We start from the raw sequence: 24,791 nt of genomic DNA on the forward strand, positions 1-24,791 counted from the left end.
GAGAAAATTCATGCGCGTCAGTACATCGATGATTTTCACCAGCGGCAAGCAGGGTATCCAGGACCGGCAGTTTGATCTGTACAAGACCCAGAATCAGCTGTCCACAGGGCGTCGCGTGTTGACGCCGGCCGATGACCCGATTGCGGCCTCGGAAGCGCTCAAGGTGGAGCAGTCCAAGGGCGTTACTGCCCAGATGCTCGACAACCAGAATACTGCACTGTCGTCACTGACCTTCCTGGAGGGAACGCTGAGCAGCGTGAACAACGAACTCGACGCGATCTTCGCGCGGGCAAGCGATGCGGGCAATCCGACCTACAGCGCCTCGGATCGAGGCATGCTCGCTGCCGAGTTGAAAAAGCGCATGCAGAATCTGGTCAGCCTGGCCAATACCCAGGATGGGACCGGCCTCTATATCTTTGCCGGTTTCAAGTCCACGACCCAGCCTTTTCAGTCCAATGTCGGTGCGACGCAACCCTACGCGCTGGGTGGCGGGACGCTGGTTAACTACAATGGCGATGCTGGGCAACAGTCGTTGCTGGTGTCCCAGTCTGCCGAAATGGCTGTCAGCGAGAATGGCCTCGACGTATTCATGCGTGTCAAGGATGCCTCAGGCAATGTCGTTGGCCGCAGCGTTTTCGACAGTCTGCAGAACATGATCGACATTCTTGATCCAACCAGCGGCGTTCCCTATACGGCTGGCGCGTACAACCAGGCCATCGGCGACCTGCGCTCGGCCATTTCCCACGTCGCCAATGTGCGCGCGACAGTTGGGGCGCGCCAGAACGCTCTGGAGACCTTGATCGAGGGTAGCAAGGATCGCGACCTGCAGTACACCCAGCGTCTTTCCGATCTGCAGGATCTTAACTACACCGAAGCCCTTTCGCGCTTTGCGAACTACAAGGTGCAGCTTGAAGCAGCGCAAACGACGTTCAAGGAAATCAGCCAGTTGAGCTTGTTCAATATCCTATGAAAAAGAGCGTTTTAACGTGGCTGCTCGTTTGTGTCACGCTGTCCGCTTGCACTAATACCGGTCGAACGGGCGGCTCGCCGCTGATTCCCGATCAGGCGATTCGCCTGACAGCGCATACCTCGGTATCGCTGACGACACTGTTGGTTGGTGCAGCAGTCTATGCCTACTACGACCCGCTGGCGCCGAACTGGGAAATCGAGGAGGCGCGTCTGGATGACGAGACGTATCGTTTTTCGATGAAGATGAAGCGTTACCATACCGGCGGCTCGGGCGAATCGATCCAGATACTCAAGCGCAGGGCCAACCAGATACAGCGTGAGCAGGGTTTTGGCGGCTACCAGATTCTCGAATACAACGAAGGTATCGATTCGCAGACCATCGGTGCCCGGCGTGTTGCCGAAGGAACGATCAAACTGGTCAAGCCCCAGCAGGCCGACTCGTTCATGTTGAACTGAGTGCTACGGTTTGCCGGGAACGATCACCCCGAGCATAGACTCGAGTCCGACCAGGAAAATGCCCTGAAATGGCGAGGCCAGGTAATTCAAGCTGATGGCCAGGATCAGGAAGCCCCCGAGTAATGTGAGGGGGAAGCCCAGCGCGAAAAGGTTCAGTTGTGGTGCGGCACGCGTCAATACGGCCAGCGCGACGTTGGTGATCATCAGTGCCGCCATGATCGGCAGGGAGAGTAGCAGCCCGGCTGAAAATATCTTGCTGCCGAGTTCGGCAATGTTCAGCCAGGAGCCCGCACCGACCGGTATGCTGCTGATGGGAATGGCCGAAAAGCTTTGGGCCAGGGTTGCGAGATAGAGCAGATGGCCGTTTATCGACAGGAAGAGCAGCAAGGCAATCAGGTTCAAGAATTCCGAGACGACGGGCGTTTGCGATGCGCTCAATGGATCATAAAAGGTTGCAAACCCAAGCCCCATCTGGTTTCCGATGAATTCACCCGCGTATAGAAACGCGGTAAAGACAATCTTGGCGGCAAAGCCCATGCCGATGCCGATCATCATCTGCTGCGCCATGATCCACAGTCCGGTCAGCGAAGCAGGCTGTACCTCCGGCATCGGTGGCAAACCGGGGGCGAGGGCGACGGCAATGGCAATGCCGATAGTCAGACGGATACGTTTAGGTACTCCGGCGGTACTCCACAGTGGGGCCGTCGCGATGAAGCCCAGGATGCGGCTCAGCGGAAAAATGAAGGCGACGATCCAGGCATCGATCTGGGCGGAGCCAACGCTGATCATGGGTTAGCCGATAAGTTGTGGAATGCTGCCGAACAGGCGTTGGATATAGTCGATCAGATACTGCAGCATCCACGGGCCGACCAGTAGCAAGACGACAAACATGGCGACCAGCTTGGGAACGAATTGCAAGGTCGATTCGTTCAACTGTGTCGCGGCCTGGAAAATACTGATGATCAGGCCGACAACCAGCGCTGTGACGAGTAGCGGCGCCGAAATCAGCAGAGTGACTTCAATGGCCTGGCGGCCGATTTCCATGACGGTTCCCGGCGTCATGGCGTAAAGCTCTGAACCAGGGAGCCGATGATCAGGTGCCAGCCATCGACCAGAACGAAGAGCATCAACTTGAACGGCAAGGCAACCATCACCGGGGACATCATCATCATACCCATCGACATAAGCAGGCTGGCGACCACCATGTCGATCACCAGGAAGGGAATAAACAGGATGAAACCAATCTGAAAGGCGGTCTTGAGTTCGCTGATCACGAAGGCGGGTATCAGAATGCGTAGCGGCGTGTCTTCAGGCTTCTCTATCTTGTCGATCTTCGCGATGCCGGCGAACAGCGCCAGGTCGGCTTCGCGCGTCTGCTTGAGCATGAAGCCGCGCATCGGCGCTGCTGCCCGTTCGGCTGCCTGCATGACGTTAATTTTGTTTTCCGACAGCGGGAGATAGGCTTCCGTATAGACCTTGTCGAGCACCGGGCTCATGACGAAGAAAGTCAGGAACAACGCCAGCCCGACGATGACCTGATTGGGCGGCGTGGTTTGCGTACCCAGCGCTTGGCGCAGCAAGGAGAGCACGATCACGATGCGCGTAAAGCCGGTCATCATCAGCACTGAGGCCGGGATGAAGGTCAGCGCCGTCATCAACAGCAGCGTCTGGATCGTCAGCGAGTAGGTTGTTCCGCCGCCGGCGGCCGGCGAGCTGGTGATCGCCGGCAGGCCGCCGGCGGCCTGGGCCAGTGCCAGTCCGGCAGGTAGCAACAGCAGGAGCGAGGCAAGCAGGCGCTTAATCATGGTGCGAGCGATTGGCGACGGTTTGCAGCCATTGGGCAAACGGTTTTTCGGACGCCGAGGCGGGCGGCGCCTCGGGCAGGCTGCCCTTATCCAGTCGGTGCAGCGTACGAATCTGGCCGGGCACAATGCCGATGACCAACCAGTCATTGCCGATTTCGACCAGCACGATGCGCTCGCGCGGACCGAGCGCGACGCCGCCGATAACCTTCATGCCGGCCTGCCCGAAGCCCTTGCCGGCTGATACCTTGCGGGCCAGCCAGGCGGTTGCCGCGAGCAGGGCGACAATGAGGGCGAGGGCAAAACCGGCCTGCAGGTAGGTCCCTGGCGAGACGCCCGGCTGAACGGCTTCGCCGGCTTGGGCGGCGGCCGGGAGGAGCAGGAGTAGAGTGCGTGACAAGGCGGGTTTCGCTAGCGGAGGTCGTAGCCCGCTATCTTAATCGAAACTCCACAGCGCGTTCAGCGATTGAGCTTACGCATCCGTTCGGATGGCGTGATGATGTCGGTCAGGCGGATGCCGAACTTGTCATTGACCACGACAACCTCGCCCTGGGCGATCAGGGTGCCGTTGACCATGACATCCATCGGCTCGCCGGCCATGGCGTCGAGTTCGACGACAGAGCCGTGGGCAAGCTGCAACAAGTTCTTGATAGTGATCTTCGTGCGCCCTAGCTCAACGGTGATCTGAACCGGAATATCCAGGATCATGTCGAGTTCGTTCATCATCCCGGCATTGCCGCCGGCTCCGCCAAACGAGGGGAAAATGTTCGCCGGCTGGGCATTGACCTGCTCGGCCGGGGCGTCGGAAACGGCTTGTTCGGCCATGGCGGCAGCCCAGTCGTCTTCGCTGATCTGATCTTCGGCAGCGTTACTCTCGATGTTTTCCATTTCGTCAGCCATTGTTTTCTCCTGGTGCCGGTTCCGTATTGGGATGTTCCGGCGAGGCGGCGATGAATCGCTCGACCTTCAAAGCGTATTGACCATTCTGCTGGCCGTAGGTGCATTCCATCAACGGAACGCTATCGACCAAGGCTTCGATCTTGTCAGGGATGTGCAGGGGAATGACGTCCCCGACCTTGAGTTTGAGGATCTGTCCCAACGATACCCTCCCCGAGCCCAGCATGGCCACGATTTCCACTTCGGCACCTTGCAGCTGCTTGCGCAGGGTGCCAATCCAGCGCTTGTCCGAAGACAGCTGGTCGCTTTGCATGGTGCTGTACAGGAGGTCGCGAATGGGCTCCAGCATCGAATAGGGAAAGCAGATGTGCATGTCTGCCGTCGCACCACCGAATTCCAGCGTGAAGGTAGTCGATACGACGATTTCGGAGGGGGTCGCGATGTTGGCGAACTGCGAATTCATCTCCGAGCGGATGTATTCGAAGCTGATGTCGTAAACCGGTTTCCAGGACTTGCTGTATTCGGTGAAGACGACGTTGAGCAGGCCTTGGATGATGCGCTGCTCGGTCGGTGTGAAGTCCCGTCCTTCGACGCGTGTGTGAAAGCGTCCGTCGCCCCCGAACATGTTGTCGACCACCAGAAAAACAAGGTTCGGGTCGAATACGAAAAGCGCCGTACCGCGCAAAGGCTTGGCAACGACAAGATTCAGGTTGGTCGGGACGACAAGGTTGCGGATGAACTCGCTGTATTTCTGGACGCGGATCGGACCGACCGAAATTTCCGCATTCCGGTGCATGTAGTTGAACAGACCGATGCGCAGGTAACGGGCAAAGCGTTCGTTGACCAATTCCAGGGTCGGCATCCGTCCGCGGACGATCCGTTCCTGGGTGCCGATGTTGTAGGCGCGAACACCTCCGCCTTCACCTGCGCTGTCCTCAGGTTCGTCCGTCTCACCGGTGACGCCCTTGAGTAGCGCGTCAACCTCATCCTGAGAGAGAAAGTCGCCTGCCATGGCTCCTTACTGGATGATGAAAGAAGTAAAAAGAACGGCTTTGACCGGGCCTTCGGGAGCGGCAACCTCGCCCTTCTTGCTCTTCTTGGGTGGCTCGATTACCGAGTTGATCTCGTCCTTGAGCGCCTCGGCCAGTTTCTCCTTGCCTTCCTTCGGCAACAACTCCGACGCCTTCTTGGAAGACAGCAGCAAGGTGATGTTGTTGCGAATCTTGGGCGTCAAGGCCTTGAGTTGCGGGTCGGCTGCGGGATCTTCGAGTTCGAGCGAGAGGATTACCTGCAGGTACTGATCGCCGGTTTCAGGAACCAGATTGACCGTGAAGGGGTCGAGATTGACGAAGACCGGTGCGGCGTGGGCCTCCTTTTTCTTATCCTTCTTCTTGGGTTTTGCAGTTTCTTCGGCGACTTCTTCATCGCCTTCTTCGTGATCGCCCTTCTTGAGCAGCATGAAGGCCGCACCGCCGCCGGCCAGGACAACCACCAGAACAACAGCCAAGATGATGATCAACAGTTTTTTGCTTTTCTTCGGGGCGACTTCCGCCCCTTCTTCCGCTGGCTTGGCATCCTTGGCCATGTTCCCTCCTGTCTGGCGTTTCCTGGTCCGTCAGGCAAACAGGTCTACAAGGCCCCGGCCTTGCTGCAGGGGCGTTGCGACACCTGCGCCTGGCGCATTGTCATTGGCCGGGAGTATAGCGTTTTCAAGCGTTGCTTGGGTTCTGTTTGGCGTCGGGAGCGGGCTGTTCTGGTTTTGTTGCGCCAGATTTGCCCCAACATTGGCGTCACCGAGGCTGATGCCGGCGGAGGCGAGCATTTCCTTCAGTTGGGGGAGCGAGTTTTCGATTGCTTGGCGCACGTCGGCGTGGGGCGATGCGAATATGGCGGTTGCCTGATCGCCACTCAGATTCAGGGTGATCTGCACGGGGCCGAGTTGTGGCGGGTTGATGTTGATCTGGGCGCTTTGCACCTCCTGGTTGGCCATCCAGACCACCTTCTCGCTGAACTGCTGTGACCATGCCTGGCTATGCAGGGGAGCTGGGATGCTGCTCGCGTGCGGCTGTGTGCCTGGTGCGACGCCCCGTTGATGGAGCGAGGCGGCAATCGCTTCACTGAAGGCCGGGAGGCTGCTGGCGGCTTGCTGGCCGGCGGCGGCAATATTTGCCGTATCGAGCGCCGCTTTGCTTGCCGGTGCAGAATCATTCGTCAATTGTTCTGTGGTGTTCAGCACACCCTGCAGCTTGTTCTGTGAGGACAGCATCTTGTCGGAGGCGGGCATGTCCCGCAGTTTCGGCTCGCTTCCGCCTACCCATGGGGTGCCCGAGCCATTGGCGAGCGCTTCGTCGTTCAATGCGCCATTTGAAACATCGCTGCGGATCGTGGGCTGGGTCTGGGTTGAGCCGAGCATGGCGATGAGCGCTGCCGGATCGAGTACGGATACGCCGGCGTCGGCAGTTGCATCGCCCGTGAGTGAGTCCTGTTTGCTCGTATCGTCGGCCGCGATTTTTAGGGTAAGCGTGGTATCGCTTCCCGCTATGAGCGCTGTAAGGGATTGGCCTGACAGCAGGGCGGCGAAATCCCCTGGCGGCGCACTGTTTGCGGCGCCTGCGGCGGTGGCAGGGTTTGCGCTGGCGACGGTCGCCAGCTGCGAAATGACACTCAGGCCCATGGCCAGATCCTTGAAAAGATTGTTCAGCCAGCTGTCAGCAATATGTGTGCCTGTCAGGCGTCCGGGTCGGCAGGATCCTTGGTGCCGTATTTGCGTGTGGAGAACTCGTCCTGCAATTTCTGCTCGATCTTGTTTTCACGATAGCGCTCGCGGGCATCGTGTCGCTGGGACAGGGTGTCGATCGCCTTCAATTGCTTGTTCTGACTTTGCCAATGCTCCTGCCCGGCCTTGGTGTTGCGCTCGGAGTCCTTAACGGCGAGCCGTTGCTGCTCGATGGCTTCGTCGATTCTGGCCAGGAAATCCTGATAGTTGAGCATGACCAGCCGGGTGATGCCTTGAGCGACGGCTTCCCGCAACCGTTGGGCGTATTCCTCTCGATATTGCTCCAACATCTGCAGGCGGCTGCGCTGACTTTGCTCGGCTGCAATCAACTTGCCAAGGGTTCGCGTGGCTTCGTCGGTGCGACTCTGCATCAGATCGAGCAAGGGTTGCAGCGAAAATGTCTGGGCCATGGGTTATCAAAGCAGCGTTCTGAGTGATTCGAGGCTGGCCGGAAAGTCTGCCTGTTCGGCAAGCTGCTGTTGCAGGAAGCCTTCCATTCTCGGGTAGAGGGCGATGGCCTGGTCAAGTACGGGGTCGGAGCCCGGCGCATACGCGCCGACCGAGATCAGGTCGCGAGAGCGTTGATAGCGCGCGAAGAGCACCTTGAATTTGCGTATCTGGTCGAGATGTGGCGCATCGATCAGGTTGACCATGGCGCGGCTGATCGACTGTTCGATGTCGATGGCCGGGTAGTGCCCGGCATCGGCCAGCGTACGCGAGAGCACGATATGGCCGTCGAGAATGGCGCGTGCCGAGTCGGCAATCGGGTCCTGCTGGTCGTCGCCTTCGGCCAGTACGGTGTAGAAGGCGGTGATCGAGCCGCCGCCTTCCGGGCCGTTGCCGGCGCGTTCGACCAATTGCGGGAGGCGGGCGAAAACCGATGGCGGGTAGCCTCGAGTGGCCGGCGGTTCGCCGATGGCGAGCGCAATCTCGCGCTGGGCCATGGCGAAGCGGGTGAGCGAGTCCATGATCAGCAGGACCTGTTTGCCCTGGTCGCGGAAGTACTCGGCGATGGTCGTCGCGTAGGCGGCGCCCTGCAGGCGCATGAGCGGCCCGGTGTCGGCCGGTGCAGCCACGACGACGGAGCGCCGCATGCCTTCCTCGCCGAGGATCTGTTCGATGAATTCCTTGACCTCGCGTCCCCGTTCGCCGATCAGGCCGACAACGATGACTTCGGCTTCGGTATAACGCGCCATCATGCCGAGGAGAACCGACTTGCCGACGCCGGATCCGGCGAACAAGCCCATTCGCTGGCCGCGTCCGACGGTGAGCAGGGCGTTGATCGCCCGGATGCCGACGTCGAGCGGCTGGTCGATGGCTGCCCGCATCATCGGGTTGAACGGGCGGCTCTGCAATGAACGCGTGATCGAAATGGCGAGAGGGCCCTTGTTGTCGAGCGGGCGTCCGACGCCATCGACGACGCGTCCGAGCAGTTCGTCTCCCACCGGCACCTGCTTGGCTCGATCGATCGCGCGGCGCCGCTTGAATTGGGGAACGTCCACGCGCGGTCCGGCTTGTGGCACATCGACAGCCTCGACGCGGGCGCCGGGGGCGAGGCCGAAGACGTCGTCGGATGGCATCAGGTAGATTTTTTCGCCGGCGAAGCCGACGACTTCGGCTTCCACCGGCGTTCCGCTGCCGGGGATGATGCGGCAAGTACTGCCGAGCGGCAGCTTGAGGCCGGAAGCCTCCATGACCAATCCGTTGATGCGCGTCAGGCGGCCGGTTGCCCACAGGGGTTGCGCTTGGCTCGCGGCAGCTTGGCAGTTGGCCAGAAAACGCCGCCAGCGACCGATATGGTCGGGCGGCGGAGTGCTCAGGTCTTGGTCAGCCATTCTGTCGGTTCAATGCCGATCGCCTCAAGGACGCGCCGCCAGCGCGTTTCGATCGAGGCATCGATTTCGCTGCTGCCTGCCCTGACCTGGCAGCCGCCTTCGGCTACCGCTGTGTCCGGAACGACATGGGCACCGGTATGGGTCAGTTGGTCCTTGAGAATTGCGGAGAGCGCTTCGGCATCTGCCGGGTTGAGGTGTAGCGAGATCGCTCCGTGGTGCATCGGCAACTCGGCCAGGGCTTCTCGGATGGTCGGCAGCAGGCGTTCACGCTCGACCTTGAGCGTGCTGCGGAGCACTTGTGAGGCGATCTCGAGGGCGAGGTCGAGCAATTGGTCAGATACTTCCTGATCGAGGTGGGCCAGTGAAACCTGAAGGTTGCCGATGATCGTCGAAAACTGTTCGGCTTGCTCCGCCGTGCGTGTGGCAAATTCGGCTTGGCCTGCGGCCAGTCCTTCCTCGTAGCCGATCTGGTAGCCTTCGGTGCGTGCGGCATCGTTGATGCGTGCTAGATCCTCAGCGGTTGGGAAGGGGATGTCGACGACCGTATCCGTATCAATTGAACCGGATTCGGTCGTGGTCTGGATTGTCGGCGCTCCACCCGCTTCGCCGGTTACCGATGCGCTTGGCGCGGCGGGCTTGTCGAAGGAGCCGATCTGCCAGCGTTGATAGCCGGCCAACTGCTCCTTGGGAATGATGCGCGACATCGCTTAAACCATCTGTTCGCCACCGGCTCCGCCGAGGACGATTTGGCCTTCGTCCGCCAGACGGCGAACGATCTTGAGGATTTCCTTCTGTTCGGCCTCCACTTCGGAGAGTCGGACAGGGCCTTTCGACTCCAGATCCTCGCGCAGCATTTCGGCGGCACGCTGCGACATGTTCTTGAAGATTTTCTCGCGCAGTTCGGGAGAGGCGCCCTTGAGGGCCAGGATCAGAGAATCAGACTGGACTTCGCGCAGGATCAGCTGGATCGAGCGATCGTCGATATCCATGAGGTTCTCGAAGACGAACATCTCGTCGAGAATTTTCTGGGCGAGATCGGGGTCGTATTCGCGAATGGCGTCTACCACCGAGGTCTCATTGGCCGTGCCGATGAAGTTCAAGATCTCGGCAACAGTCCGCACGCCGCCCATCGCGGTCCGCTTGACGCTCGCCGAGCCGGCGAGGATGCGCATCATGGCTTCGTTCAGTTCGCGCAAGGCGGCAGGCTGAATGCCTTCGAGGGTGGCGATTCGCAAAACCACGTCGTTGCGCAGGCGCTCGGTGAAATGATTGAGGATTTCGCTGGCGTGGTCGTGTTCCAGATGCACCAGAATGGTGGAGATGATCTGGGGGTGTTCGTTCTTGATCAGGTCGGCGACGGTCGCTGCGTCCATCCACTTCAGGCCCTCGATACCCGAGGTTTCACCTGTCTGCAGGATGCGCGAAATCAGGTTGGAAGCCTTGTCGTCGCCCAGCGCCTTGGTCAGCACGGAGCGGACGTAGTTGTCGGTATCGACATGGACGGCCGCGTGCTCTTCGGATATCTGGAGGAACTCGTCCAGGATGCCTTCGACCTTGGCGCGGGGAACCGATTTGAGCGACGCCATGGCGTGGCCGATCTTCTGGACCTCGCGTGGCCCCAGGTGCTTGAGCACTTCCGCCGCACGATCTTCACCGAGCGCAATGAGCAGCGTGGCGCTCTTTTCGAGTCCTTCCTCGGGGCTAGTTGCCATTGACGCCCATCCAGTCCTTGATCATGTTGGCAATGGCCTTCGGGTCCTTGTCGGCTATGTCCCGTGCCTTTTGAACCTTGACCGCGTAATGGTCGATGTGCACCTGGGTGGCGCCCTCGTCGCCACCTTCTTCCTCGCCCTGGAGCGCTCCGCCGAAGATACCCCCCGGCCCTTCTCCGGCGCCATGCCGCTCGCCTTCGTGATGCGGCGGGAACATCGTTTTGAGCAGCGGCTGAATGACCTTCAGGTACAGGAAGCCGATGAGGGCCGCGATCAGCAGGTATTTGAAGATATCCTTGGCAAACGAGACATTCTCCGGATCCTTCCAGACCGGCAGTTCGTTGTCGCTCTTATCGACGGCGGTGAAGGGCGCGTTGGCGACCGACAGGGTGTCGCCGCGCTCCTTGCTATAACCCATCGCTTCGCGCACCAGTTCGTTGATCTGCTTCATTTCCGCGTCGGGCAGCGGTTTCGTGATCTGCTTGCCGGCCTTGTCGACCTCCTTGCGGTGATTCAGGACAACCGCTGCAGACAGGCGGCGGATATTGCCCATACCTTGGCGGGTGTGGCGGATGGTCTTGTCCAGCTCGTAATTGATCGTGGTGTTCTTGCTGGTGCTGATCGGTTGGCCGGCGGCATTCAGCGGGGCCGTGACACCTGCTGCATCGAGCTTGCCTTGTAACTCGCCTGGCTTTCCGGGTTGGCCCGGTACGTTGCCGGTGGCCGGCGTGGTCAGCGGGGCGGTAGCCGGCACCGGCGGCTGGTTGGTCAACGCGCCGGGAACGCCGCCGGCCGCCTGATTGACGTTGGCCGACTCATTGCTTTGCTGGCTACGGATGCTGCTGCTTTCCGGCGTGTTGTTCGGGCGGAAGCTCTCGGCGGTCTGCTCTGTCTGCGAGAAATCCACGTCGGCGGCAACTTGTACCTTGAAATTGTCCTGCCCGAGGAGCGGGGCGAGTATTTCGTCGATACGCTTGATGATGCTGTTCTCAACCTCGCGTACATACTTGATCTGCGCAGGATCGAGGCCGGCTTCGGTCAACTTGCTCTTGAGTTGGGACAGCAGCGCGCCGCTCTGGTCGATGACGGTAACGTTGGCGGCCGGCAATTGCGGTACGCTTGACGACACTAGGTGCGTGATGCCGGCGATCTGAGCGGCCTCCAGATTGCGACCGGGATAGAGGTTGAGCATCACGGAGGCTGTCGGCTTCTGCTCTTCGCGAACAAAAACCGAGGGCTTGGGAATCGCCAGGTGAACGCGGGCCGACTGAACCGAGCCGATGGACTGGATGGTACGGGCCAATTCACCCTCGAGGCCGCGCTGGTAATTGACCTGCTCGGCGAACTGGCTGACCCCGAATTTCTGGTTTTCCATCAGTTCGAAACCGACCATGCCGCCACGCGGCAGGCCTTGCGAGGCGAGTTTCAGGCGAACTTCATGGACGCGTTCGGCGGGAACGAGCAGGGCGCCGGTATCGCTGTAGCGGTGCGGGATGTTTTGCTGCTCGAGAACGGCGGCGATTGAGCCGCCATCTTTCTCGTTCAGGTTGGAAAACAGGACTTTCCAGTTAGGCTGGCGGCTCCACAGGATGGTACCAATGATGACCGCGATGATGGCGGCAAGGGCGACCATGAGGACGATCTTCTGCTGGCTGCCGAGCCGGTTGAAGGCGTCGCGCAGACGCTCGGCCGGATTTGTGGCCGGTGCATTGCCTGCTGTCGTCTCGGTAGTTGCTGCCATCAATATTCGGTTGAAATTCGGTGAAACAGAAGAAGAATCAATTGAGAAGCCAAATTTTCCTAGAAATATTCTACTATTACCGCGCCTGAATTCACCCTATCTTTTTTCAATGCCATTCGCCCAGGCAATTCCCGTGACGCCAGAGCCAGACAACAAGACAGCCGAATTACAGCGTGCCTTCGCCATGTTCAACCAGGTTTCGGCCGAGTTGACCCAGGCATATGAAGCGTTGCAGGCGCGTGTGACGTCGCTCACCGAGGAACTGGCGGTGGCCAACGGCGAGTTGCGGCGGCAATTTCAGGAAAAGGAAGCACTCTCCGAGCGTCTCTCGTCCCTGCTCGACGCCCTGCCGGCCGGTGTTGTTCTGCTCGACGCCAATGCCGTCGTGGTGGCGCTTAACCCGGCCGCGATTGCCCTTTTCGGGCAGAGCGCCGTCGGTCGTCATTGGGGCGATGTGGCGCGCGATCACCTTGAGCCGACATTGGCCGTTGGCGAATGGTTGTGCGGCGGCGGGCGGGTTTCGATCGCCGAGAGCGCATTGCCGTCGGCCGGTGGAAAGATATTGCTGGTGCACGATGTGACGGCGGCGCACCAGATGAAGACCGAGTTGGAGCGCAATCAGCGACTGGCAGCCATGGGTGAGATGGCGGCATCGCTGGCCCACCAGTTGCGGACGCCACTTGCTGCCGCTCTGCTTTACACGTCGAATCTCGGTCAGCCAGGCATGAGCGACGATGCGCGGGCGCGTTTTTCGGAAAAGGCCAGCGGACAGCTGCGGCGCTTGGAGCGGCTGATTCAGGATGTCTTGCTCTTCGCTCGCGGCGAAAGCATCGGCCGCGATGTGATCGGGGCTGGCGATCTGCTCGCCGAAGCGGCGCAGACCGTCGAGCCGCTGATGCGTGCGCATGGACTGGAATTTGCTGTGAACGACGCCTGTCAGGGGGCGGCCATCGTCGGTAGCCGCAAGGCCTTGTTCGGTGCCCTGGTCAATTTGTTGGAGAACGCCATGCAAGCCATGCCGGGGGGCGGCAAAATTTGCCTGTCCGGCAATCGGCAAGGCGATTTGTTGTTGATCGGGGTGCGCGATAGCGGCCCGGGTATTTCCCGGGAGACCCAGGCACGCATCTTCGAGCCATTCTTCACCACCAAGGGGCAGGGTACGGGATTGGGGCTGGCGATTGCGCTCGGTGTGGCGCGTGCTCATGGCGGGACGATCGATCTGGTGTCCGAGCCGGGCGAAGGGGCCGAATTCGTATTGACCCTGCCGGTTGCTCCGGTAGAGAGAGAAAGAGAAGAGAATGTCTGATCATCGCTTGCCCATCCTCGTTGTCGAGGATGATCCCAGCCTGCGTGAGGCCATCGGCGATACGCTCGAATTATCCGGGCGCGCTTATGTCGCGGTCGATGGCGGCGAGGCTGCGCTCAAGGTACTGGGGGAGCGGGCATTTTCCATCGTGGTCAGCGATGTGCGTATGATGCCGATGGACGGCATTACATTGCTGAAGGAAGTTCGCGCGCGCCTGCCGCACCTGCCGATGGTTCTGATGACAGCCTATGCCGAGGTCGACAAGGCGGTCGATGCCATGCGCTCGGGGGCATGTGACTTCCTGCTCAAGCCTTTTGAGCCGCAGGCGCTGCTTGCCCATATCAACAAATACGAATTGCCGGCGTCGGAGGGCGGGGCGGGCGTTGTCGCCAACGATCCGGCCAGCCGCGAACTGTTCGCCATCGCCCAGCGGGTCGCGCAGACCGACGCAACGGTGCTTCTTACTGGTGAGTCGGGCGTTGGCAAGGAAGTGGTCGCTCGCTACATTCATCGTCATTCGGCGCGCCGGGAAGGGCCTTTCGTCGCCATCAACTGCGCGGCGATACCGGACAGCCTGCTTGAGGCAACCTTGTTCGGCTACGAGAAAGGGGCGTTTACCGGTGCCCAGCAGGCGCAGGCCGGCAAGTTTGAGCAGGCTCAGGACGGTACGCTGCTGCTCGACGAGGTGACCGAGATGCCCATGGCGCTCCAGGCCAAATTACTGCGGGTGTTGCAGGAGCGTGAAGTAGAGCGGGTCGGCGGCAAGAAACCGGTAGCGCTGAATATCCGCATTGTCGCAACCTCCAATCGCGATATGGCGGAGGCGGTTGCCAAGGGCGTGTTTCGGGAAGACCTGTATTACCGCCTGAACGTATTTCCCATTGCCATTCCCGCGCTACGGCAGCGCCCGGAGGACATCGTTGCCATTGCCCGGCATTTCGTGACTGAACATGGCGGCCGCTTCGGGCGAACCGGCATGTCGCTGTCGCCCGGTGCCGAAGCGGCGCTGACCGCCCATGCCTGGCCGGGTAATATTCGCGAGCTGGAAAACGTTATCCAGCGGGCCCTGATCATGGCGTCGAGCGGTGTCATCGGGCCGGAAGCCTTGAATCTGGTGGTCCGGCCGGTCGAGGCGGCGGTGCTTGCGGCCCCGATTTCCGCTGCCGCCGTTGTTTCGGCTGGCATGACGGAATCGGCAAAAAAGGTCGATAATATGAAGGACTTGGAGCGCGACCATATCTTGCGTACGCTCGCTGAAGTGGGGGGCTCGCGTAAAAAGGCGATCGAACGCTTGGGTATATCGGAGCGTACCTTGCGTTATAAACTGCAGCAGTATCGCGATGAAGGGTATTTCGAAGGTTAATTGGCCTGAGAATTGCTTGTTAATTGCCGTATGGGTTGGAGCACATCATGGATACGAACGGCATCGAACAAATGTTGACTGCGCTGCGCAGCACGGCGGCACAAGCATCCGGCAAGGCCGCGGCACCCGCCGCGCCGGCTGCCGGCGGTCCCGATTTTGCCCAGGTTTTGCAGAGCTCCATCGACAAGGTGAATGAAACCCAGCGGCAGGCCAACCAGATGGCGGAAAAACTTGCCGCCGGCGATACCAGCCAGAACCTTCATGAGGTGATGATCGCCTTGCAGACGGCCAGCGTGTCATTCCAGGAAATGGTTCAGGTACGTAACAAGCTGGTTTCTGCCTATCAGGATGTGATGAACATCCAGGTCTAATCGACCAGTCCGGAATTCCTGGCGGTGCGCTCGCGTTCGATGCGGGTGATGTAGCGCTCGATCATGCCCAGCCGCATGGCGGGGACGCCGACGAAAGAGCAGCCGATACGAAGGGTGTGCGGACCCTCCGGTGATGAGATTTCCACGACCTTGCGCACTTGCAGGTTGATCTGCAAAACGCACTCTTCTGGAATTTCCAGGCGGCAATCCTTGAATATGCTTCCCGGCTCGAGGTCGTCGAGCAAATCGATCGGCGCTTCCAGGCTTATGCCGCCGCCACTGATGTCGAGGGCGGGCAGGTCGTGGCTGTTTGTACCGGAGTTTTTGCCAGCGATGGCAATGCTGCAGCGGATGGGTATGCCGCCCGGTGGTTCCAGTCGAAAATGCTCGCGCCGCTGCAGGCGCAGAAGCATGGACGGTATTGCTGCCTTGAGCGCCGGGCGTTGGTCGTGGCTTGTCGCCTGCAGGGTGTTCAGTCGGAACTGCACCTTGACTCGATCGATCCTGACGATGAAGGTGATTTGGCGCGCCTGAAGGGCAGCGATGGATTGTTCCGGCGACTGCGGCGGATCGAAAAACAGTTCGCCGCGCTCTGTGTCGATCGCCAGCAGGGTGGTCAGGAAGCTCTGGCGTCCATCGTCGAGGTAGGCGCTGATCAGTTCACCATGTCTTGCCAGTTGGCCGAGGTAGTGGTGAATTTCCTGCGGTTGATCCAGCGCGTATTGGGCGTACTCGTCGAACCGGTCAATTTCGAATTCGCGTGGCGTCTGTTCGTTGAAACTTGAAGGCATGCCATTAATCACTGTCGAGCGAAATCCGGTCATGGTAAAGCATTGCGTTGCTTCATGCATATCCGTTGATGGGGCTTCCAGTCAGACATCGCGTGCTGGTGCGCTTTCTCCGTGTTCGATGCGATACAGCCATGCCAAGAGCTCGGCAACCGCCATGTAGAGTTGCGGTGGGATATGCTCATCCAGGTCGACCTGGGTTAGCAGCGCGACCAACTCGGGCGATTCGTGGACATAGACGCCATGTTCTTTGGCTCGCGCGATGATTTTTTCCGCAATCAGTCCTTTGCCCTTGGCCACCACCCGCGGGGCTGCATCGGTTTGGCTGTAGGCGAGGGCGATTGCCTCGCGCACCGAGTCATTCGCTGCCGGGCTCATGGCTCATGGCTGATGCTGATCTGGGCAAGCTCAAGGCCGGCCGATGACAGTTGCTGTTGCAGTCGTTCGATATTTCCGCGCAGACGATCCTCGGTGCCGTCCGAATCCGCATTTACTGCAAGGGCGACTTTACCCCCCGGTTGCAGGCGCAGCATGACGTCCAGCGAGCCCAGCGAAGGCAGACTCAACTTGAGTCGGCTTTGCCATTCCCGTTCCGCGTCAAGCTCTCCTGCTCCTTGGCGATCGGGGGCGTCGGCAATTTCCCATTGCATTTGCTGGTCGGGCCATATCTGCCCTTGCCAGGTGAAATTGTTCGTTGCCAAGCCGTCCAGCTGTTGCCGAACCAGCGAGGCTACGCCTTCTGGTACGTGGCTGCCGACCGTTCTGGCCTCCGGTGTGTTACCGACAGTCCCGCTTGTATTCATTGGGTTTGCGGTGTTGGGCGCAGCAGCGTTTTGCACCTCGGTGGCGGCTGCCGCATTCAGCGGCTGCGCTGTAGAGGAAAGTTTTCCTTGTGGTTCCAGTTTCAGGGTTTCGGTCGGTATCTGGCCGGCCACCCAGCGTGCTTGATGTGCTTCGTAGAACATGCCGCTTTGGGTCAGCGCCTGCTTGAGTACCGGTGCGAGTTCCGCACCGGTTTTCGGCATGTCGGTCACCAGGGGTTGGCTGCCATTGAGCGGCGCGGGTGCCGCTCGCTGACCTTCATTTTCCTTGTTGCCGATCAGCTGGCCGATCAGTCGTCCTGTCGGGCTCAATGTGGTCGGTACCGATTCGTAGGGCGATGCTGTGGCACCACCGCCATCCGCACGATTGGCGACGAAAGCCAGCGTAAGTTTGCCGTTGGTCTCGGCGACTTCCAGTTCAAGGGCGTCGCCGGGCTTGGCGGAGAAAGGGAGCGCCAGTGTGACATTGCGTTGGGCGACGACGGCGCGATAGGTGCCGTTCGGTAGCAAGGCCTGTATTTCGGCCATGATGCGCTGTCCGGGCGCCAGATTGGTCAGCGCATCGGTCAGGCGCTGGATGGAGGCAACCGGCTGGTTTTGCGGCTGTTCTGCCGCAATGCGGGCCTGATCCGGAAGTTGCAGTCGCAGCGCGCTGGCGACGTCTGGGGGGATCATGCCTTGATCGCGTCGGGGAGTGCTTTCAGGCTACCGACCAGCGGCGCTATCTGGTCGCGCCGTGTGGCGCATGCTGATTCCGCCCTGTTGATCAACGTGACTATTTCGGCTAGCCGGGTTTGATCTGCCGCAGGCGTGTTAATGGCAGCGACCGGTGTTTGGTATTGGCGCTCAAGCTCAGCCAGCCGTTTGCTCACCTCGGGCTGCATGAGTACGACGGCTTCCCAGTTCCCCGCATCCGCTTGTGCTATTAGCTGGGTCAGTAGCGAAGCGATGGCAGTCAAATCAGGTTTTGAGGAGGCTCCCGGCGCGAGCATGTGGATGAGTCCTTTGGGTTCAGCCCGGTTGCGACGGCTGTCTGAGCTTGACGCCCAGCTCTCGCCACGCTCCGGCGATTTCTGCGAGCAACTTCTGGACCTCGGAGACGGCGATTGGGTCCAGGTGTGCATTGGCATGAATCAGACGGGAAACCATATAGTCGTAGAGCGCTTTGAGGTTGCCTGCCAGTTCACCGCCTGACTCCGTGTTCAGGCTGGCGGCAAGGCCATCGTTGATGATTTCGATGGCTTTGACCAAGGCTTCGGATTTGCCGTTGATATCCTTGGCGGCTAGACAGGCCTGTGCTCTGTTCAGGGCCGCCTCAGCGCCATCGAACAGGAGCACGATGAGTCGATGCGGATCGGCACCCAATACGTCGGACTCAAGGTCCATGCGGCGGTAGGAGGCAATCGGGTCAGAAAACATGGCAAGGACAGGCGAATGGAGGCAACGGGACGACTATCTTACGTGATGGCGAAGCTCGGTTGTTGTCATCAGCCGGATTTGTTGAACATTTGCGTAAGCTGGCTGCTCGTCGACTTGAACTGGGCCACCAGTTTATCCATGGCGGTGAATTGGGCGCGGAAGCGCTTTTCAATGGCAACCATGCGCACTTCAAGCGCGGCTTGGTTGTCTTTGTATATCTTGACGGCATCGTTCAGGCTGGTGACCCGTTTGGTCAGGACGCCATCGTTGTTCAGCATGCCACCCGCAGAGTTGCTGAATGCCTTTCCGTACGCCTGCAACGTGGTGAGTACGTCCGATGGCGCTTTGCTGAGCGCTTGGCGAAGCTTGGTTTCATCTAGCGTCAATTGGCCGGTCTGGGTAAGGGAAACGCCGAGCTGGCTCAATGTCGTGTAGGTCGCGCTGGAGAGCTCGGTCGGCACGGTGGTCAGGGTGCCGGACAGGCCAGAAGATATCGTGCGGGCTGCGAAGTCACCATTCAGCGGTTGCGCCGTCTTGGTGCTGCTGTTGTAAGCGCTGTTGCTCTTGATTGTGCTGGCAATGCCGTTGTACGCGTCAACCAGGGCCTTGACCGCCGAGACAACCTTGTCGTTGTCGGTCTCCACCTTGAGCGAGGTGGAAACCCCCGGCGTGCTGACTTTGTTGGCGGTAATGCTGAGGCCGGCAACGTTCGTAAACACGTTGGTGGTCGATGAGACCTCGATCCCGTCGATCTTGATGAGGCCGTCCTGTGCGCTTGCGCGAGCCAGGCCAACGGTGGTCGTATCGAAGTTGGCGCCGTCCAGATTGGCTTGCCCACCTGAGGCGGTGAGTCCCGAGGTCAGCGAGAAGCCGTTTGCCGCGCCGGAGTTGTCGCTGGTCAGGATCATGCGCTGTCCGCCGCTCGATGTATTGACGACGGTTGCCGTTACGCCGATCTTGGCTGCGTTGATCTTGTCGCGCACCTCATCCAGCGTATAGCTGGTTTTTCCTGGTTCGTTCAGATCGATGGATGCAGCCGGCGTTCCCGCGACTGTGAAACTGAGGCTGCCGGGGGAAAAGGTGGTGCCGGCGCTGTATTCCTGAGTGAAGCTTTTCTGGGCGGAGGCCAGTTGGGTGACTTCGATGCCGTACGTGCCTGCGGTGGCGCCAAAGGCGCTGGTGGCGGTCACGATGGAGGTGTCGCCGCTGGTGGCCTTGGTTGCCGCCAGGCGACTGGGGAATTGCAGGGTATCGGCGGCTGTCTGCAGAGCCGAGAGCTTGGTGCTCAGCGTGCCGAACAGTGAAATCTTGGCTTGTGCCGAGGTGATTTTTGTCGTCAGGGCATCGATGGGCGCACGCTCCGCGCTCATCAGTTTGGTGACCATAGACTCCAGGTCGAGCCCGGAGCCAACGCCGAGGGAAGATACGCTTGCCATGATCGATACTCCTAATTGCAGACCCTGAATTCAAGCAAAAATCAGGCCTTTTCGCGAACGAACAAGCCTTGCAGTTTATCCAAGGCCATGGCCAGACTGATTGCTTCTTCGGAAGGAATTTGCCTGATGACGTCCTTGGTGCTCCGGTCCACGATTTTTACAACCGATACGCCAGAATTGCTGTCGATAGCGAAATTGATATCCGCATCCGCTGTAGACACAAACTGCTTCAAGCGTTCAACCGCTTGCTCGACTGAGAGCGATCCGCCTTGGCGATTCTGGTTTGCGGATTGATCGCTTCCCGTATCAGCCCGGTTTGCCTGGGGGGCAGCCTGGGTTGGCCTGGTTTGCTGCGTGTTGGTTGGCAACCTGACTGCGGCGGCCGCTCCCATGTTTCCACTATCCTGAATTGCACCGATGCTCATGATATGTACTCCCGGTGTGAATGGCAGAATGGGTGCAGGGCGTTTCCGCCGCTGCACCCATTATCGGATTAGGGAGATCCGTGATTAACGCAGCAGCGCCAGGACGTTTTGCGGAACAGCGTTGGCTTGCGAAACCATCGCCATGCCGGCCTGTTGCAGAACCTGGTAGCGAGACAGGCGGGCGGTTTCTTCAGCGAAGTCGGCGTCCATGATACGGCTCTTGGCGGCCATCTGGTTTTCGTAGGCGGCGCGGTCGGCTTCGATCTGGTACTGGGCGGAGTTGATGTTTGCGCCGGCATCGGCACGAGCGGAAGCGATCGAGGTCAGGGCGGCGGTGGTGCCGATGGTGGCCGACGTGAAGGACAGGGACACCTGGGCGGTACCGTTGAAGGTCGCGTTGCTGACAATGTTGGTAGCCGCAGTCGCCAGAGCCGAGATTTCCTTGTCGATGTAGCCTTTTTCGGTCGTGCCGAGCAGGGTGTTGGTTTTCTGGGCTTCCAGTTCCTGGGCACGCAGTGCGATGTCGCCGAGTGACTGGAGTGCGCCGTCAGCAATCTGGTTCGCGGAGATTGTGTCGGAATTGTTGCGGATGCGGGAACTGATGGTACGCGAGTAGGCGTCCATGTTCAGACCGATGGCGAGACCGGCGGCATCGTCCTTGGCGGAGTTGACGCGCAGACCGGAGGACAGGCGCTCAAGGGCGGAAGCCAGGCCGACGTCGTTCTTGGCGACGTTGCGTTGCGCATTGAGCGAATAGGCATTGGTGTTGATGACAGCCATTTTGATTCTCCTAAGTATGTTGGTACTGGGAGCGACCTACTTGCATTACCGCGTTCTGTTGTCCCGGTTGTACGGCGATTAATTCGCTGACAAGTTCCTTAACGACACCTCCCGGGAAAACTTTAGAAAATTTCTTAGAATTTTTTGCTTTTTGCCTTTTTTACGGAAGATGGGCGCTAAGCCATTGATCCAGATTGTTTTCCAGAAGGAAGTGTCGTTTTACCCAGTCCTTTATTTCACACCCCTCTTGGTCTCTCGCGTCAGCATCGTTTATCCGGGCACGAACGGCTTCAAGCCACGCGTGGAGTGTGTTGGGAACGCAGCAGGCGGGGCTGTTCCTGTAGGGATCGATGTCCGTGCAGACGACGGGGATGCCGAGAATTCCATATTCGAGCAGGCGAAGGTTGCTTTTCCCCCGGTTGAAGGGATGATCTGCGAGCGGTGCGACCGCCAGATCCAGATTGAGGGCTGCCAGCCGTGCCGGGTATTCGTGGAATGGATATAGCGGATGGTATTCGCTCAGCAGCGGGCGGATTTCCTCGGGGCACATGCCAAAGAAAATCCAGTCCGCTTCATCGCGTGTTTTCGCGATGACTTCCTTGAGGAGAATGAGATCACCCTGGTGCGTCGAGCCGCCGGCCCACCCGATCCGGGGTTTCTTGCCTGTACGCTTCCGACTGTGCAACGGGAGCCACACTTTCTGTTCCAGACAGTTCGGAACGACACGGATATCCTTGATGAACCCGCGGTAGCTTTCGGCAAGAAATTCAGTCGATACCACCATGCGGTCGCAACGGTCGAGCGCATATTTCAATGATGCGCGACAGTTGGGGGGGATATTGCGGCGCAAAGGGTTGGATTCAGGCAAATTGGTTAGCAAATCGTCTGCTGCAAACACGATGAATGGCCGGTCAGGTAACTTGTGCCATTGATTCAGCGCCGAGAGGTGCTGATTTTGAATGTAGTGCTGAACGATCAGTGTGTCGGGATTCAGGGCCAGCAGTTCGGCCGGTGAAGGGGTGCGGGTGCCTTCCTGGTGCCAGATGCACTCGCTCGCGCGGCCGACTGTACGCAGGGCGCGGAGTGGTGCGGTGATACGGAAATGGCCTTGCCCATTGTTCAGTGTACGCACCAGAAAATGCGGTACTGGCGACGGCAGGTACTGCCATTGAGGCCGGAATTCGGTTTCGATCCGGAGCGCCGATTCACGGCGTGACATGTTGTTGTTCCAATACGGGTCGACCAGTGCCTGGCGCCCCCAGCGTTTGAGCAGAACATCTTCGGCGGCTGCACGTTGAAGTGCCATTGCGGCTCGCCCTGACTCGAGTTGTTCGTCCGGGGTTAGGGATGTTCCGGAGAATGCGACGGTGGCCCTTGGCTGGAATGCGATGCGTAAGCCGATTTGCCGGAGTTTGATGGCGAGGTCGACTTCGCAGAGATGGTCTCCCAGTTCGTTGTCGTCCATGCCGCCAATTTGCTGATAGGACGCCTTTTTTACCAGAAACATACCGTTTGCCAGCGCACTGACGTCTCGTGCCAGATGAATGCAGTGCTGATACGCCGTGTCGTTCAGCCTGGTTGAACGAGCGAAGGGGCTGCCGACAGTTCCTTCCAGCCCTAATACAGCCCCTGCGCTCGTAATGGCAGGTGCTCCGGGGGTGTACATGCGTGGCGAGACGGCGCCGAATTCGGAGAGGCTCCCCAGACGAACCAGTTCCGTGAGCCATTCATCATGCAGTATGACCACCTCTTCCTGAATCAGTACGACGAGGTCGTGCGTTGCCGTGCGCATCGCGAGATTGCAGCGCGCGGCATGGTTTCCCGGGGCGTGGGGAGCAACGGTTACCCTTACCTGCTTTTTCCGGAGTTCATCCAGATAGTTCGGCAACTCAGGGTCTGCAGTGCAGTCTTGGCAAATGACCAGGAGTTCAATGGTCGGATAGGCGGTTTTTTGCGCGATGCTGTCAATGCAGCGTGTGAGCAGGTCGACCTGGCCCCGGGACAGTACCGCGACGGTAACGGGCGGGAGGACCGCTTGTTGGTAGGAGATATTCCAGCAATCGTCGCCGACAGGAAGAAAGCGGGCTTGTTGTCCCCGAGCAAGCAGATACTCGTTCAGTGCAGCCTGGCAACTTTCGACGTGGTGCGGAAAGCTGTTGGGGTAGCTGATCAGCACGTCGTCGATGTGGCGTATCGCCGGCCATCCGAAGCGATGGGCCAGTCTGAGGAGTTGGTGGAACCATGGGCTGTTGTCGAGCGGACTCGCGCCGCCGATGGATTGCCAGGCATCGGCTCGCATGGCGACAGGGCCGGCGAGGTCGCTCGCCTGCATCCGGAGCGGGTTGCAGCCCGGTTTGAAGCGCGGCGTATGGCGTTCGCCGGTTTCTGCATAACAGTCATCATCGGAGAAGAAGGTCATTGCAGTGGTGTCCTCTCCTTCCTTGGTCAAGCGCCAAAGGTAGAGTTGGTCGAGAACGGCGCCGGGTGGGAGTTCAAGAATCCAATCATGTTGCGCCGATGTGACCAGTCCATCGATCGTTTCCTTGGCGCGACTCGATGTGTCAAGGCTGTGCCAGCCGACACAAGGTATCTCGTCGATCCCCGCGGGGCTTGGCATGGGCGAAACGATGTCCAGGTGCCAGTGCGGATAAATCTGTCCGCCCAGGCTATCGAGGGTGTTGGCCAGAAGGTGCTCTTCGCCATGAAACAGGCGCAGGACGATGTGGAATACGGGGAGGGTGTCGCCGTTCGGTGCAGTACAGAACAAGCCATCGGTCTCCAGCAGTTGGCGTTGTGCTAACCAAGCCTGATAGCGTTTGTCTGCCGGGGCGACATGTTGGGTTTGCGGTATCGTTGTGGGGGGAAGGTCGATGGACTGACTGGCACCGGTCCTGAAACATTTACCCCAGAAGGCGGCCGCCGCGTGGTCTCCATTCCGATAATGGTGTGCAAAGCGTTCTTCGGCCAATTCAGCGGCAAAGCGGAAGTGGGGTTCGTCCGCGCAACTGACGGCGCCGTGAAACATGGCAATCCGGACGTCTTCTTCAGTGGCATCTGGAGGGAGCCCGAAAGCCTCGCAGAGAATGTCACGGGGCAAGGCCAGGAATTGATGATAGATGCGTGAGTGTTCGTAATTGAGCCGATTCGACGATGCACGTGTGTTGATGGCGCTTTCGTTTGAGCCATCCGTTGCCCAGTTGAAGAGCGTGAGAGGCTCCTCGATGATGTGGATGTTGCCGTAGGTGAGCAGATTCACCCATTGTGCAAGGTCAGGCAGTTGAATGTAAGGCATTGGCGGCATGCTGTGGGCCAAGGCCTCCGCCCGAACGAGTATGGAGGGTTGACACAGGCAGTTGCCCCGCAGGAAGAATTGCCTGACCCATTCGCCACGGCTGCGATTAGGAACGCCGAAAGGGTTGCTCGCTTCGGCATTGACCAGATGCCTGCCGAATTCGTCTATCAATCGCGCATAGGTGAAGCAGGCGACCGTTTCCGGGGTGTTCTCGAGATACGCCACCTGTTTTTCGAGCTTGTCCGGCGCCCAGCGATCGTCGTCGAAAAGATAGGCGGTGTAGCGTGTCGTGATGGAGGAAAGAATGTCCAGACTGATTGGTCGGCCGAGCGCATTGTCGTCGATCCGAAGGTAGCGGAAGCGAGGGTCGCGGGCAATTTCGTCTGGCAATGTAATCGGCGGTGTGGAGCCATTGTCGATTACGAGGACCTGGTAGTCCTGGAAAGTCTGGTTCTGGATCGATAACAGGGCCTCGGGAAAAAGGTGAGGCCGGTTGTAAGTCAGAAAATAGACGGTGACCAAAGGTTGGGTCATGGGTGATCCAGAAAAAAGTTGAGGGCGTAGGGGGTGCCGGTCAGGCAACGTGAGTGACTACGTTGCCA

General features: G+C 59.5%; 27 protein-coding genes. 5 read left to right on the plus strand and 22 right to left on the minus strand.

Annotated features, from left to right (window positions below):
- Positions 1 to 10 precede the first annotated feature (10 nt).
- Together flgL and AB6Q56_RS00995 are read left to right on the plus strand one after the other, a co-directional pair.
- Entirely contained in the window at positions 11 to 970 is a 960-nt protein-coding gene (gene flgL / locus AB6Q56_RS00990; RefSeq protein WP_434515347.1) for a flagellar hook-associated protein FlgL, read from the plus strand.
- Positions 967 to 1,425, plus strand: a complete 459-nt coding sequence (locus AB6Q56_RS00995; protein ID WP_434515348.1) for a hypothetical protein — start codon at positions 967 to 969, stop codon at positions 1,423 to 1,425. Before flgL ends, AB6Q56_RS00995 begins: the two co-directional genes overlap by 4 nt.
- A 3-nt stretch (positions 1,426 to 1,428) precedes the next feature.
- Here the strand turns inward: AB6Q56_RS00995 and fliR are convergent, their stop codons facing one another.
- From fliR to fliF, 13 genes are read right to left on the minus strand one after another with little or no spacing between them, the layout of a single operon-like run.
- Positions 1,429 to 2,214, minus strand: coding sequence for a flagellar biosynthetic protein FliR (fliR, locus tag AB6Q56_RS01000; RefSeq protein WP_434515349.1), 786 nt, complete (start codon positions 2,212 to 2,214; stop codon positions 1,429 to 1,431).
- A gap of 3 nt (positions 2,215 to 2,217) precedes the next feature.
- On the minus strand, positions 2,218 to 2,487 hold the full coding sequence (fliQ, locus tag AB6Q56_RS01005) for a flagellar biosynthesis protein FliQ (RefSeq protein ID WP_434515350.1): 270 nt from the start codon (positions 2,485 to 2,487) through the stop codon (positions 2,218 to 2,220).
- The gene (gene fliP, locus AB6Q56_RS01010; protein WP_434515351.1) at positions 2,484 to 3,230 is read right to left on the minus strand and encodes a flagellar type III secretion system pore protein FliP; all 747 of its coding nucleotides are present in this window, start codon (positions 3,228 to 3,230) and stop codon (positions 2,484 to 2,486) included. Before fliP ends, fliQ begins: the two co-directional genes overlap by 4 nt.
- Positions 3,223 to 3,627 carry a flagellar biosynthetic protein FliO gene (fliO, locus tag AB6Q56_RS01015; protein ID WP_434515352.1) on the minus strand — a complete coding sequence of 135 codons (405 nt, stop codon included), beginning with the start codon at positions 3,625 to 3,627 and terminating at the stop codon, positions 3,223 to 3,225. Before fliO ends, fliP begins: the two co-directional genes overlap by 8 nt.
- 59 nt (positions 3,628 to 3,686) lie before the next feature.
- Positions 3,687 to 4,127: a flagellar motor switch protein FliN gene (fliN, locus tag AB6Q56_RS01020; protein WP_434515353.1), complete on the minus strand. Its 441-nt coding sequence runs from the start codon at positions 4,125 to 4,127 to the stop codon at positions 3,687 to 3,689.
- Positions 4,120 to 5,136 carry a flagellar motor switch protein FliM gene (fliM, locus tag AB6Q56_RS01025; protein WP_434515354.1) on the minus strand — a complete coding sequence of 339 codons (1,017 nt, stop codon included), beginning with the start codon at positions 5,134 to 5,136 and terminating at the stop codon, positions 4,120 to 4,122. The genes fliN and fliM overlap by 8 nt, the downstream gene beginning before the upstream one ends.
- Positions 5,137 to 5,142: 6 nt before the next feature.
- Positions 5,143 to 5,709: a flagellar basal body-associated FliL family protein gene (locus AB6Q56_RS01030; protein WP_434515355.1), complete on the minus strand. Its 567-nt coding sequence runs from the start codon at positions 5,707 to 5,709 to the stop codon at positions 5,143 to 5,145.
- A gap of 30 nt (positions 5,710 to 5,739) precedes the next feature.
- On the minus strand, positions 5,740 to 6,798 hold the full coding sequence (locus tag AB6Q56_RS01035; RefSeq protein ID WP_434515356.1) for a flagellar hook-length control protein FliK: 1,059 nt from the start codon (positions 6,796 to 6,798) through the stop codon (positions 5,740 to 5,742).
- Between the two features lie 53 nt (positions 6,799 to 6,851).
- Entirely contained in the window at positions 6,852 to 7,310 is a 459-nt protein-coding gene (gene fliJ, locus AB6Q56_RS01040; protein WP_434515357.1) for a flagellar export protein FliJ, read from the minus strand.
- A 6-nt stretch (positions 7,311 to 7,316) separates the two neighbouring features.
- Positions 7,317 to 8,735, minus strand: a complete 1,419-nt coding sequence (gene fliI / locus AB6Q56_RS01045) for a flagellar protein export ATPase FliI (RefSeq protein WP_434515358.1) — start codon at positions 8,733 to 8,735, stop codon at positions 7,317 to 7,319.
- Positions 8,717 to 9,439, minus strand: coding sequence for a flagellar assembly protein FliH (locus AB6Q56_RS01050; protein WP_434515359.1), 723 nt, complete (start codon positions 9,437 to 9,439; stop codon positions 8,717 to 8,719). Before AB6Q56_RS01050 ends, fliI begins: the two co-directional genes overlap by 19 nt.
- Before the next feature lie 3 nt (positions 9,440 to 9,442).
- Positions 9,443 to 10,447, minus strand: coding sequence for a flagellar motor switch protein FliG (fliG, locus tag AB6Q56_RS01055; RefSeq protein ID WP_434515360.1), 1,005 nt, complete (start codon positions 10,445 to 10,447; stop codon positions 9,443 to 9,445).
- On the minus strand, positions 10,437 to 12,188 hold the full coding sequence (gene fliF / locus AB6Q56_RS01060) for a flagellar basal-body MS-ring/collar protein FliF (RefSeq protein WP_434515361.1): 1,752 nt from the start codon (positions 12,186 to 12,188) through the stop codon (positions 10,437 to 10,439). The genes fliG and fliF overlap by 11 nt, the downstream gene beginning before the upstream one ends.
- Before the next feature lie 133 nt (positions 12,189 to 12,321).
- Between fliF and AB6Q56_RS01065 the strand changes: the two genes are divergently transcribed.
- From AB6Q56_RS01065 to fliE, 3 genes are read left to right on the plus strand one after another with little or no spacing between them, the layout of a single operon-like run.
- The gene (locus AB6Q56_RS01065) at positions 12,322 to 13,494 is read left to right on the plus strand and encodes a sensor histidine kinase (RefSeq protein ID WP_434515362.1); all 1,173 of its coding nucleotides are present in this window, start codon (positions 12,322 to 12,324) and stop codon (positions 13,492 to 13,494) included.
- Positions 13,487 to 14,857: a sigma-54-dependent transcriptional regulator gene (locus tag AB6Q56_RS01070; RefSeq protein WP_434515363.1), complete on the plus strand. Its 1,371-nt coding sequence runs from the start codon at positions 13,487 to 13,489 to the stop codon at positions 14,855 to 14,857. The genes AB6Q56_RS01065 and AB6Q56_RS01070 overlap by 8 nt, the downstream gene beginning before the upstream one ends.
- A gap of 47 nt (positions 14,858 to 14,904) precedes the next feature.
- The gene (gene fliE / locus AB6Q56_RS01075; RefSeq protein WP_434515364.1) at positions 14,905 to 15,228 is read left to right on the plus strand and encodes a flagellar hook-basal body complex protein FliE; all 324 of its coding nucleotides are present in this window, start codon (positions 14,905 to 14,907) and stop codon (positions 15,226 to 15,228) included.
- Here fliE and AB6Q56_RS01080 read toward each other — a convergent pair.
- The 9 genes from AB6Q56_RS01080 to AB6Q56_RS01120 form a co-directional block, all read right to left on the minus strand.
- Positions 15,225 to 16,052 (minus strand): flagellar brake protein, encoded by an 828-nt coding sequence (locus AB6Q56_RS01080; RefSeq protein WP_434515365.1) that lies wholly within the window; start codon positions 16,050 to 16,052, stop codon positions 15,225 to 15,227. The two genes, fliE and AB6Q56_RS01080, sit on opposite strands and share 4 nt — an antisense overlap.
- Positions 16,053 to 16,100: 48 nt before the next feature.
- Positions 16,101 to 16,394 (minus strand): EscU/YscU/HrcU family type III secretion system export apparatus switch protein, encoded by a 294-nt coding sequence (locus AB6Q56_RS01085; protein ID WP_434515366.1) that lies wholly within the window; start codon positions 16,392 to 16,394, stop codon positions 16,101 to 16,103.
- On the minus strand, positions 16,391 to 17,512 hold the full coding sequence (locus AB6Q56_RS01090; RefSeq protein ID WP_434515367.1) for a flagellar hook-length control protein FliK: 1,122 nt from the start codon (positions 17,510 to 17,512) through the stop codon (positions 16,391 to 16,393). The genes AB6Q56_RS01085 and AB6Q56_RS01090 overlap by 4 nt, the downstream gene beginning before the upstream one ends.
- Entirely contained in the window at positions 17,509 to 17,829 is a 321-nt protein-coding gene (locus tag AB6Q56_RS01095) for a hypothetical protein (protein WP_434515368.1), read from the minus strand. Before AB6Q56_RS01095 ends, AB6Q56_RS01090 begins: the two co-directional genes overlap by 4 nt.
- A gap of 19 nt (positions 17,830 to 17,848) precedes the next feature.
- A complete protein-coding gene (fliS, locus tag AB6Q56_RS01100; RefSeq protein ID WP_434515369.1) occupies positions 17,849 to 18,256 on the minus strand; it encodes a flagellar export chaperone FliS in 408 nt (135 codons plus the stop codon).
- 68 nt (positions 18,257 to 18,324) lie between these two features.
- Entirely contained in the window at positions 18,325 to 19,692 is a 1,368-nt protein-coding gene (gene fliD, locus AB6Q56_RS01105) for a flagellar filament capping protein FliD (protein ID WP_434515370.1), read from the minus strand.
- 41 nt (positions 19,693 to 19,733) lie between these two features.
- On the minus strand, positions 19,734 to 20,117 hold the full coding sequence (locus tag AB6Q56_RS01110; protein ID WP_434515371.1) for a flagellar protein FlaG: 384 nt from the start codon (positions 20,115 to 20,117) through the stop codon (positions 19,734 to 19,736).
- Between the two features lie 84 nt (positions 20,118 to 20,201).
- Positions 20,202 to 20,897, minus strand: a complete 696-nt coding sequence (locus AB6Q56_RS01115; RefSeq protein ID WP_434515372.1) for a flagellin — start codon at positions 20,895 to 20,897, stop codon at positions 20,202 to 20,204.
- 160 nt (positions 20,898 to 21,057) lie between these two features.
- Positions 21,058 to 24,723, minus strand: a complete 3,666-nt coding sequence (locus AB6Q56_RS01120; protein WP_434515373.1) for a glycosyltransferase — start codon at positions 24,721 to 24,723, stop codon at positions 21,058 to 21,060.
- Positions 24,724 to 24,791 lie beyond the last annotated feature (68 nt).

Source organism: Dechloromonas sp. ARDL1, assembly GCF_051122455.1.
Taxonomy (GTDB): domain Bacteria; phylum Pseudomonadota; class Gammaproteobacteria; order Burkholderiales; family Rhodocyclaceae; genus Azonexus.